At 58.8% G+C, this 10,394-nt stretch carries 12 protein-coding genes; 8 read left to right on the forward strand and 4 right to left on the reverse strand.

Annotated features, from left to right (window positions below):
- The first annotated feature begins 18 nt into the window (after nt 1-18).
- Together wecB and radA are read left to right on the forward strand one after the other, a co-directional pair.
- The gene (gene wecB, locus NZ705_05890) at nt 19-1,140 is read left to right on the forward strand and encodes a UDP-N-acetylglucosamine 2-epimerase (non-hydrolyzing) (GenBank protein ID MCS7292494.1); all 1,122 of its coding nucleotides are present in this window, start codon (nt 19-21) and stop codon (nt 1,138-1,140) included.
- A complete protein-coding gene (gene radA / locus NZ705_05895; GenBank protein MCS7292495.1) occupies nt 1,124-2,494 on the forward strand; it encodes a DNA repair protein RadA in 1,371 nt (456 codons plus the stop codon). The genes wecB and radA overlap by 17 nt, the downstream gene beginning before the upstream one ends.
- Here the strand turns inward: radA and NZ705_05900 are convergent.
- Nucleotides 2,491-4,671 (reverse strand): hypothetical protein, encoded by a 2,181-nt coding sequence (locus NZ705_05900; GenBank protein MCS7292496.1) that lies wholly within the window; start codon nt 4,669-4,671, stop codon nt 2,491-2,493. The two genes, radA and NZ705_05900, sit on opposite strands and share 4 nt — an antisense overlap.
- Before the next feature lie 210 nt (nt 4,672-4,881).
- Here NZ705_05900 and NZ705_05905 point away from each other — a divergent pair, with 210 nt between their 5' ends.
- The 4 genes from NZ705_05905 to frr all read left to right on the forward strand — a co-directional run bounded on the left by NZ705_05905 (nt 4,882) and on the right by frr (nt 8,570).
- Nucleotides 4,882-5,109, forward strand: coding sequence for a hypothetical protein (locus tag NZ705_05905; protein ID MCS7292497.1), 228 nt, complete (start codon nt 4,882-4,884; stop codon nt 5,107-5,109).
- 331 nt (nt 5,110-5,440) lie between these two features.
- On the forward strand, nt 5,441-7,252 hold the full coding sequence (lepA, locus tag NZ705_05910; GenBank protein ID MCS7292498.1) for a translation elongation factor 4: 1,812 nt from the start codon (nt 5,441-5,443) through the stop codon (nt 7,250-7,252).
- Nucleotides 7,253-7,312: 60 nt separating this feature from the next.
- Nucleotides 7,313-8,035: a UMP kinase gene (gene pyrH / locus NZ705_05915; protein MCS7292499.1), complete on the forward strand. Its 723-nt coding sequence runs from the start codon at nt 7,313-7,315 to the stop codon at nt 8,033-8,035.
- Nucleotides 8,022-8,570, forward strand: a complete 549-nt coding sequence (gene frr, locus NZ705_05920; GenBank protein MCS7292500.1) for a ribosome recycling factor — start codon at nt 8,022-8,024, stop codon at nt 8,568-8,570. The genes pyrH and frr overlap by 14 nt, the downstream gene beginning before the upstream one ends.
- Here frr and rpsU read toward each other — a convergent pair.
- A complete protein-coding gene (rpsU, locus tag NZ705_05925) occupies nt 8,567-8,746 on the reverse strand; it encodes a 30S ribosomal protein S21 (protein ID MCS7292501.1) in 180 nt (59 codons plus the stop codon). The two genes, frr and rpsU, sit on opposite strands and share 4 nt — an antisense overlap.
- Nucleotides 8,747-8,901: 155 nt before the next feature.
- Here rpsU and NZ705_05930 point away from each other — a divergent pair, with 155 nt between their 5' ends.
- Complete coding sequence (locus NZ705_05930; GenBank protein MCS7292502.1) at nt 8,902-9,285, forward strand: AbrB family transcriptional regulator; 384 nt, start codon at nt 8,902-8,904, stop codon at nt 9,283-9,285.
- Between the two features lie 5 nt (nt 9,286-9,290).
- Here NZ705_05930 and NZ705_05935 read toward each other — a convergent pair whose 3' ends face one another.
- Nucleotides 9,291-9,731 (reverse strand): hypothetical protein, encoded by a 441-nt coding sequence (locus NZ705_05935; protein ID MCS7292503.1) that lies wholly within the window; start codon nt 9,729-9,731, stop codon nt 9,291-9,293.
- 4 nt (nt 9,732-9,735) lie between these two features.
- The gene (locus tag NZ705_05940; protein MCS7292504.1) at nt 9,736-10,056 is read right to left on the reverse strand and encodes a hypothetical protein; all 321 of its coding nucleotides are present in this window, start codon (nt 10,054-10,056) and stop codon (nt 9,736-9,738) included.
- 30 nt (nt 10,057-10,086) lie between these two features.
- On the opposite strand from NZ705_05940, the gene NZ705_05945 reads away from it, so the two are divergent.
- A partial coding sequence (locus NZ705_05945) for a hypothetical protein (GenBank protein MCS7292505.1) occupies nt 10,087-10,394 on the forward strand: 308 nt, incomplete at its 3' end.

Genomic DNA, 10,394 nt, shown 5'->3' on the forward strand with positions numbered 1-10,394 from the left:
CTAGAATAGGCGGGCGTGATGTCAATTCCTATCGCCGTTGTGCTGGGGACCCGCCCCGAAGCCATCAAGCTCGCGCCGGTGATCCAAACCCTGCGGGCCAATCCCCACTGGCGAGTGAGTGTCATCAACACGGGGCAACACCGAGACATGGTGGCCCAGGTGCTTGGGTGGTTTGGGGTGCAGTGGGACTATGACTTGGCCATCATGGAGCCAGGGCAGACGCTGGAACACATCACCTGTCGCACTCTGGAACGGCTGTCTCCCTTGCTTCAGACCTTGAAACCCCAGCTAGTGTTAGTACAGGGAGATACAACCACCGCTTTTGCCGCCGCCCTGAGCAGTTTTTACCAGCGCATTCCGGTTGGTCATATCGAAGCAGGGTTGCGCACGGATAATTTGTTTCACCCCTACCCGGAGGAAGCCAACCGTCGCTTGATTTCTCAACTGGCCCAGTTGCACTTTGCCCCGACGCCGTTGGCTGTGCAACACCTGCAGGAAGCGCGAGTAACTGGTGAAATCCATCACACCGGCAACACGGTGATTGATGCGCTGCACCAAGTGGCCCGCCAGAACCCCGCCTGTCCTGTGCCCGACTTGGATTGGTCCCGCTATCGGGTGATGCTGGCGACGGTGCACCGGCGGGAAAACTGGGGGGAACCCTTGAGCCGGATTGCCCAGGCGTTTTTGCGCCTGTTGGCCCAGGTGCCCGACACGGCCTTGGTGTTGCCCCTGCATCCCAATCCCCAGGTGCGGGACGGGTTACGGCCTTTACTAGAGAACCATCCCCGCGTGTTTTTGACGCCGCCGTTGGACTATCCCCAGTTGGTGGGGGCGCTGCAGCGCTGTTACCTGGTGCTGACCGATTCGGGTGGGATTCAGGAGGAGGCGCCGGCCCTGGGCAAACCAGTGCTGGTGCTGCGAGAAACCACCGAACGCCCAGAGGCTATCCTGGCTGGAACGGCTGTGTTGGTCGGGACTGACACAGACACGATTGTCGCCAAGGCAATGGAACTCCTCAGCGATGAAACAGCCTACCAGCGCATGGCCCAGGCGGTGAATCCCTTTGGAGATGGGCGGGCGGCCCAACGGATTGACCGGATTCTGATGGCGTATTTTGGGGTCCATGGCCAAGACCCGTAGCCGGTACGTCTGTCGCGAGTGCGGCGCGGAATATGCCCAGTACTTCGGCCAGTGTCGCCAGTGCGGGGCCTGGAACAGCTTGGATGAAGTGGTCATTGCGCCCAAGGGACCGTCTGCCCATCCCACTACGGCACCCCGGCAAGCGCTTCCCCTGCCTGCGGTTGCGGATGAAAACTGGCAACGCTGGTCCACCGGTTCCCCTGAATTTGACCGCGTGCTGGGGGGTGGGATCGTCCCCGGTTCCCTGGTGCTGGTAGCCGGCGATGCGGGCATTGGCAAATCCACGCTGCTCCTGCAAACGCTGGGCAAGCTAGCGCTGGACTTGCCGGTGCTCTACGTCTGCGCGGAGGAATCGGCGCAACAGGTGAAATTGCGGGCGAAACGCCTGTTTACGACGGACGACCTGGCGCAGCTTTACGTTTTGGCGGAAACGGATTTGGAGACTATCCTGCAGGAGCTGGACCGTATGCGCCCCCGCGTGGCGGTGATTGACAGCATCCAAGCCCTGATGTACGCCGCGTTGACGTCCGCGCCCGGTTCGGTCTCCCAGGTACGGGAATGTACCGCCGCCTTGATGCGCCTGGCCAAGCAACACCACATCGCCCTTTTCATCGTCGGCCATATTACGAAAGAAGGAGCCATCGCCGGACCTAAAGTCCTAGAGCATCTGGTGGATACGGTGGTGTATTTCGAGGGGGATGCCTTTGCCCACCACCGGTTGTTACGCGCTGGCAAAAATCGCTTTGGCCCCAGTTACGAACTGGGCATTTTCGAGATGACCGCGCAGGGGTTGCAGGACGTTCCCAACCCGTCGGTTTTGTTCCTCAACCACCGCGAAGCGCCCGCCCCCGGTGTGGCCACCATCGTCGCCTGTGAAGCCAGTCGGCCTCTGGTCGTGGAAATGCAAGCGCTCGTGACGCCCACCAGTTACGGTACCCCTCGCCGCAGCGCCACGGGTGTGGACTACAACCGGTTAGTGCAGATCCTGGCAGTCGTGGAAAAACAGTTGGGCCTTCCCCTGGCCAAATTCGATGTCTATGTGGCGTCAGCAGGAGGCTTGGGGGTCTCGGAACCAGCGGCGGACCTCGGCATTGCCCTGGCCGTCATTGCCAGTTTTCGCAATTGCCTCATCCAACCCCACACCGTGCTAATTGGGGAGCTGGGTTTGAGCGGGCAAATTCGCCCCGTCCAACAGCTCGAAACCCGTCTCAAGGAGGCTGTGAAACTGGGCTTTCACCGCGCCATTACTCCCCCGCTCGAGGTCGAACCTGTGCCCGGGTTGCAGGTCGTTCCGGTGCCCCGGTTGTTGCCCGCCGTCTTAGCTGCCTTGCCCCCCGATTCCACTGCGCTTTAGGGTTCTTCCTGCACATCCCACGCGATAGCAGCCAGCGCCTCCGGCAGGTCCGTTTCTCCCGCATCGGCCACGACCCGCTGGAGCGAAGCCTGGTTAAACGCGCGGAACGTGAGCTGGGGATGCTGCTGCACCACCGCCTCCAACTCGTCAAAGATGGTGCTTTTGCCTTGCAATCCGGTGACCACGCACCAGACCCGCGCCCGCGTCAGGGCGACAAAGGCCTCGTTGCGCTTGTGGAGTTCGGATTCGTCTCGCCAGAACGGTTGAGTGGCCCAGTGGAAGCGACAGGCGTAGACCTTCCAGGCCTCGTTACCCTTGGCGCGATGGATCCCCGCCAGCGTCACATGCTCCGGCACCCGAAAGGTATCAGGGTCCGTATCGCAACCCGCAATGATGCTTCGGATGCCTAATTTTTGTAAGCGGGCTTGCAGTTGCCGGAAATAAGCGGTTTCATCACTTCCGCGCGGGCAGGTCACCAGCAGGTCCCAGGGTTGAAATCCCTGCTGCAAATCCTGGGCAATTTGCGCCGCTAGCCACTCCTGTTCGGCCCCTTCGTTGGGAAAGGTCTGGATACGCAACAGTGGCCCGAGGGCATCCTGGTGGGGAAAATCGTCCGCATCAATCGGGTGGGGGCTATGGTCCGCATCACGGGTGATGGTGACGGTATGCCCAGCCTTGACACTGGCTTCAGAAAAATCCCCTTCCAATATCTGGTAACCGAGAGCCTCCCAGTCGGCTTTAGTAGTCACCCCTTGCAGCGGTCCTTCTGGGCGCAACAGTCCCATATTCACCGCGTGGGCCGCCATCAGCAGCAACCGTGGCGTGCGGTAACAGCGGTTGAGATTGTGGGATTTCAAAATCCCGCCTGGATAATTGCCCCGCAAGTCCACCACCAACCGACCGTCGGGATGCCGCCCGAAAATGTCCTCTGCGCGGGGAATCGTCAACGACCCAATCCCTTGCGCCTCGTCGTAGGCCCAGTACAACCGGCGGGGTTCGGCCAGGGTCTGATAAGCCAAGCGGTAAAACGCAGGCGGTAAATCCTGGCCTTCATCAATCAACAGGGCATCGAAGAGCACCGGGAAGTCCGTCGCTTGCTTTTCCAAATCCTCACAGACGTAGGCAAACGCCTCTGCTGGGGAACAGCTACGTCGCAAACGGTGATGCACATCCTCAACAGTTAGGGGTTTGACCCCCAATTTCAAAGCTAAGTTGGAATAGAACCCCCGGCGCTCATGACCGCCCCACGCATGCAAAATTTGGAGTCTTTCCCAGTTGGGGTCCTGGTTTTCCCGCACCATATCCCGGTAGTAAGTTCGAATCATCCCTTCGATCTGCTCGTAAAGAGAACGAGTGAAAAACACAAATCCAATCTCCCAATCGGGATGAGCCGCGTGGATTCTGGCGGCGCGTTTTGCCAAAAGAACCGTCTTACCCGTACCGGCCAAACCCCGAATCCGCTGGGGGCCATCGGGGACTTCAAAGGCGACCTTTTGCTGCTCGCTATCTAAAACCCGCAGCCACGCTTCGATGGCGTGAATCACCCGGACTGGGTTGTTAGCAGGTGTGCCGGTGGGAATGGGGCGCGGTTCCTGCTGGGGAAGGATGCCGCCCAAGACGCCAACGATGGCCTGCCATTGCGCATCGGTTAAAGGGCGCTGGGGTTGTTCTTGCGCCCCCCGTTGCAGTGCTTCTCGCAGCGCCGACCGCCGCAGGTCCTCCTCCAACAGTACGCACGGCAACTGCGGTAACCCCCGGCTGTGCCACGCTTGCCGATTCACCAGGGGCAAAACAACCCGGTAGTGATAGGTCAGCAATCCCCGGCTTTCACGGCGTTCCTCTAGTTTGCTTCTCACGGCGAACATTCCGTCTTCCGCTTGCAGGGCGGGGGTTTCCACCTCCCGGTGCCAGTGGGTCATCCGCCACTCGTGGCCGATAATCTGGGCAATATTCTCCACTCGACAGCCCTTGCACTCAAACACCCACAGTCCCCACTCCCGGTGCAGCAAAATCACATCCGGCTCCTTGCGCAGGTTGCCAATGCTGGTGAAGATGGGGTAACGGAAGTAGGCCACACAGGGTTCCGTTTTACAGGCTTCCTTGAGACGCTCCCAAAACAGGTGTTCAGCCGTATTGGGTGCTAAAACGGTGAAGTTCTGAAAAAGGGCGGTCGGCATCACGTTGTAGAGAACACGTCAAGCGCAGTGTATCCACAGGGGCGGGTGGATGACTCTAGGTTTTAGACTAGCACCTGAAGCTCACGTTCCAAAGGTATTTGAAGGTATTTCCCCCGGCAAAAACGGTCGTCGCTTCCCCCACTGTAGCTCCTTGCATCCCCAGCGGCTCAGCAATAGAATGGGAGCCAAAGCCAAGAAGGAGAAATTTGTATGTTTTTCCTGATGCCGAGAAAGCCTGATTGCTCCCCAGTTCAGCAGCTTGAGCAGTCCACCACCCAGCCTGTCACAGCGAAAAACGCAGGACTCAGGGCGGCTAAGGTAGCGCAACGGTTGCTGGTTGGGGCTGTGGTGAGTGCTGCGCTGGTGGCGGTGGGTTACACAGTCGTCGAACTGTCCAGTGGGTTTGGCGCCATGCCTACCTGCGGTCGTAAACTGTAGAGCACTTCTCGGCTACGTTGACTCCCTTTTTCAAACCCTAGGGTAGCTGATTCCGAATAGGGGAGCTTTACATCCATAGCTCTCTCGACTTTCATCGCGAAACCTACTCCCAGCCACGGTTGGGGGGGATGCACTTCCTCCTTCGCGATTCCAGTCTGACTTGGGATGGCAATGGTCATCAAGGCTTGTCACATCTGGGGGTCACAGTTGCTCTCGCAAGCCATAGCATCGCCGTTTTCCCAGCCTCCTTGAGAACGTGGGAAGTGAGCGCCCAAAACAGGCTGGAGACGGACATGGCACAATAGAGCATGACCTGCCTCCAACACTGGCGATGACCGCAACGCCTGTCAGCCACCTACGCAACTTCTGCATCATTGCCCACATTGACCACGGCAAGTCCACCCTGGCAGACCGGCTGTTGCAGGTGACCGGCACCGTGGCGGAACGCGAGATGCGCGAGCAGTTCCTAGACAATATGGAGCTAGAGCGGGAGCGGGGCATCACCATCAAACTGCAAGCTGCCCGCATGACCTACCGCGCCAAAAACGGAGAAACCTACGTGCTGAATTTGATTGATACGCCAGGGCACGTGGACTTTTCCTACGAAGTGTCGCGCTCGTTAGCGGCCTGCGAAGGCGCGCTCCTGGTGGTGGATGCCTCCCAAGGAGTGGAAGCGCAAACCCTGGCCAACGTGTACATGGCCCTAGAGCATGATCTAGAAATTATCCCTGTCATCAACAAAATTGACCTGCCGGCAGCCAACCCCGAGCGGGTCAAGCGGGAAATCGAGGAAATCATTGGGCTGGATTGCTCCCAAGCGATCCTGGCCTCTGCCAAGGAAGGCATCGGGATTGAGGACATTTTGGAGGCGGTGGTTCACCGGATTCCTCCCCCCAAGGACCGGCGCGACCAGCCCTTGCGCGCTCTGATCTTTGACAGCTACTACGACCCCTATCGTGGGGTAGTGGTCTACCTGCGGGTCATGGATGGCTGTTGCAAAAGGGGCGACCGCATCCGCCTCATGGCCTCAGGTAAGGAGTATGAAGTGGACGAGCTGGGCGTCATGGCTCCCCACCAAGTGCCGGTGGCGGACCTGCAAGCGGGCGAAGTGGGGTATCTCACGGCAGCAATCAAAGCCGTTGAAGACGCGCGGGTGGGGGATACGATTACCCTGGCGTCCCAGCCGGCCAGCGAACCCCTCCCAGGCTACAAGGAAGCTAAACCGATGGTCTTTTGTGGCTTGTTCCCCGTCAACGCCGATGACTACGCCGATTTGCGGGACGCCCTGGCTAAGCTCAAGCTCAACGATGCGGCGCTGCACTACGAACCGGAAACCTCCTCGGCCATGGGGATGGGCTTTCGCTGCGGGTTTTTGGGGCTGCTGCACATGGAGATTGTCCAGGAGCGCCTGGAGCGGGAGTACGACCTGGACCTGGTGGTGACGGCCCCCTCGGTGGTGTACCGGGTGACCTTGAACAACGGCACGGTCATAGAAGTGGACAATCCGGGTGATTTGCCCCCGCCCCACGAACGCCGCCAGATTGAAGAACCCTACGTGCAGGTGGAAATCATTACGCCGGAGACCTACGTGGGCACGCTGATGGAGCTGGCCCAATCGCGGCGGGGTGAATTCAAGGACATGCGCTATCTCACGCCGGAGCGAGCGGTGCTGGTCTATGAAATCCCCCTGGCGGAGGTGGTCACCGACTTTTTCGACCAGATGAAGTCCCGCTCGCGGGGCTACGCCAGCATGGAGTACCAGTGGGTAGGGTACCGGCCCAGCGACCTGGTCAAGCTCGACATTCTTATCAACGACGAACCAGCAGACGCCCTGGCCACCATCGTGCATCGGGACAAAGCCTACCAGGTGGGCAAAGCGCTCGTGCAAAAACTCAAGGAACTCATCCCCCGCCACCAATTCCGAGTGCCCATCCAGGCCGCCATCGGGAGCCGGGTCATTGCTAGCGAATCCATCGCGCCATTGCGCAAAAACGTCCTGGCTAAGTGTTATGGCGGCGACGTCACCCGCAAGCGCAAGCTGCTGGAAAAACAAAAAGAGGGCAAAAAACGCATGAAGGCGCTCGGCAGCGTGGACGTCCCCCAGGAGGCCTTTATGGCCGTATTAAAATTGAAGACGGACTAGCCCTTGTCGCCGGTGCCCCAAGGCCGCTATTTTAGTTTTGAGCGCCACCGATACATCCCTATGCGCTACCGACGGATCCTGCTCAAGCTCAGCGGCGAAGCCCTGATGGGGAACTTGAGCTATGGGATTGACCCCGAGGTGGTGCAGGGGATCGCGCGGGAGATTGCCGATGTGGTCAACAGTGGCGTGCAGACGGCGATTGTGGTCGGCGGCGGCAACATCTTTCGGGGGGTCAAGGGGGCTGCCGCCGGCATGGATCGGGCTACTGCTGACTACATTGGGATGCTGGCGACCGTCATGAACGCCCTGACCCTGCAGGATGCCCTTGAGCAGATTGGGGTGCAAACGCGAGTCCAGACAGCGATTTCCATGCAGGAGGTGGCCGAACCTTATATCCGCCGGCGGGCCATCCGGCATTTGGAAAAAGGGCGCGTGGTGATCTTTGCTGCCGGTTCTGGCAATCCCTTCTTCACTACTGACACCACTGCTGCGCTGCGGGCCGCCGAAATTGACGCGGAAGTCGTGTTCAAGGCCACCAAGGTAGACGGCGTGTACGACGACGACCCCAAGGTCAATCCCCACGCTCGCCGTTACGAGAGCCTGAGCTATAGCCATGTGTTGACCCAGGGGTTGCAGGTGATGGACGGCACGGCGATCACCCTGTGTCAAGAAAACAACATTCCGATTGTGGTGTTTGACCTGTCGGTGCCGGGGAATATTCGCCGCGCCGTGGCAGGGGAACCGATTGGCACCATTGTGGGAGGGTACTGTGAACTTAAGTGAAGTCGAAACCAAGATGCAGCAGACGCTGGAGGCGACCCAGCGGTCCTTCAACACGATTCGCACGGGCCGGGCCAACGCCGCCATTCTGGACCGGGTGATGGTCGACTATTACAACGTCCCGACGCCTTTGCGGTCGTTGGCCAGCATCAGCACGCCCGACGCCACGACCATCCTGATCCAGCCCTACGACCGTTCTACCCTCGGGGCGATTGAAAAAGCCATTAGCACTTCCGATGTGGGGTTAACGCCCAACAACGACGGCAACCAAATCCGGCTCAACATTCCCCCCCTGACCGCCGAGCGCCGCAAAGAGCTGGTCAAAAGCGTCCATAAGCTAGCGGAAGAAGGGAAAGTAGCCCTGCGCAACATCCGGCGGGAGGCGATTGAGCAGGTGCGCAAGCAGGAAAAAGCGGCGGAAATTTCTAAAGATGAGGCCTTTAGCCTGCAGGAGTCTATCCAGAAGCTGACGGACAAATATATCGCCAAGATTGACGAGATGACCCAGGCCAAAGAGAAGGAGATTCTGACAGTTTAGCGAAGCCGACGCTTACGGCGGGCGTTCTTGGCTTTGCGTTTGCGTTTCTCCTGGGGCGTCTCATAGTACTGCTTGTGTTTGATGGTGGCAAGGATGCCCGCCTTCGAGACTTGTCGTTTGAAACGGCGCAACGCCGACTCGATGCTTTCGTTTTCGCCTAAAACCACTTGCGTCATGAACGGTTGAACCTCCTGTGTTGTTGATGAACTGGATCCCTATCATACTGGGTTACCGGTCGAGTTGGCTAGAAGGCGGGTAAAGACCCGATCTAGACTTTACGATAACGTATGATAAAAACAGACCATTTATCACTCACGATAGGCCAAATCCTATGGACAAACCTCAACCACTAACGGGCGAAGCCCTGCTGGCCAAGTTCCAAGAATTAGGTCACTTAAGTTACAAAGAAAAGGCCAGAGCCTGTGGCTATTACACGGTGACCAAAAAGGGCGTGGAACGGGTCAATATTCAAAAATTCCGCAACGCCTTGATCGAGGCTTACGGGATTGAACTCGACGGCAAGGGCCGCAAGCGCAAACGCTCACGGGGCGGGCGCGAAGCCAGTTACCGCGTGCGAGTGCAATCCAACGGCAATCTCTTGATCGGGGCCGCCTACACCAAACAAATGAATCTCAAACCGGGTGACGAATTTGAAATTGTGCTAGGCCGCAAGCAGATCCGTTTGAGCCAAGTGACGCCCTCCGAGCGGCGGTAATTCCCCTACAGTTGTTGATGGGTGTAGGGATGCTGGCGGATATTATCGCTATCGCGCACGGTGCGCCGGCTATTCAAAACCCGTTTGCGCTCTAAATTGAAATTCAGGTCGCTCCGTTCAGCGCCGAGCGGCAGATGCTGGGTTACTTGCGGACGATGGCGATAGGTACGCGCGGCGGCAATGGCCCGTTCCCAAAAGTCGGGGCAAAGTTGGGCGCTGGGGAACCGCTGGGTTGCAAGGGTTTCCACTTGGGCTAGGGTGGTTGCAACCAGGTGACTGTAGGAAGTGGGCACCCCCTGCAGGAGCGTTTCCAAGGCGGCGCTAGGGATGGGTTCAATGAGTTCGAGTTCCCGCAGACCTGTTTCTTCTTTCCAGAAGCAATGGGCCAGACCTACCACTAGGTATGCGTCTGGTTGTAAATCGGGCGGCAGTACAGGCAACATCATGCCTTCAACGGGGGGAGACAACCCAAATCACTAAGCGCTGGTGTGGTTGCAGTCGCTGGGTGGCGGCTTGCTGCAAGCGACGTTGCTGGCGCGGGTCAAAGGTGCGTTGAAATTGTCGCTGCAACGCCTGCACGTGGGCTTCTGTGCGGGTCAGTTCTGTCTGGAGGACGCGCTGGCGCTGTTGTTGCTCGCAGTAGTAGGGCCAGAGACGCGCGAGCGCCACGACCATCCCAGCGGCAATCAAGGTTTGAATGGCAAAGCCCCAGCCCAACTCACGGCTACTGGGAACTGTTGGTTGCCGGCGCACGACTGTACGGTTAGGCATCAATCTAGTCAGGGCCAACTGGCGTGGTTTATGGTGTTCATTGTAGTCCATCGGGTGGCTTGGCAAGCAGGGGGGCATTTCATGGGCAGACGGTGGCGGCGGTTTTGGGCACTGTTACTCAGCAGTTGTCTGTTTTTCGGCCTGGTTTGGCCGGTGCAGGCCCAGCGCAGTCGGGGGGTTCCCTGGCCGGTCTTGCTGCAACGGGGCATCGAGATTCTCCAGTGGAGCAATCTTTCGGACCGCCAGGAAGTGCAACTGGGTCGGCAAATCCACCAGCAATTGTTGACGCAGGAATTTCAGGTGTATCCCGACCCGGAATTACAACGCTATGTCGCCAC

The organism is Gloeomargarita sp. SKYB120 (assembly GCA_025062155.1).
Taxonomy (GTDB): domain Bacteria; phylum Cyanobacteriota; class Cyanobacteriia; order Gloeomargaritales; family Gloeomargaritaceae; genus Gloeomargarita.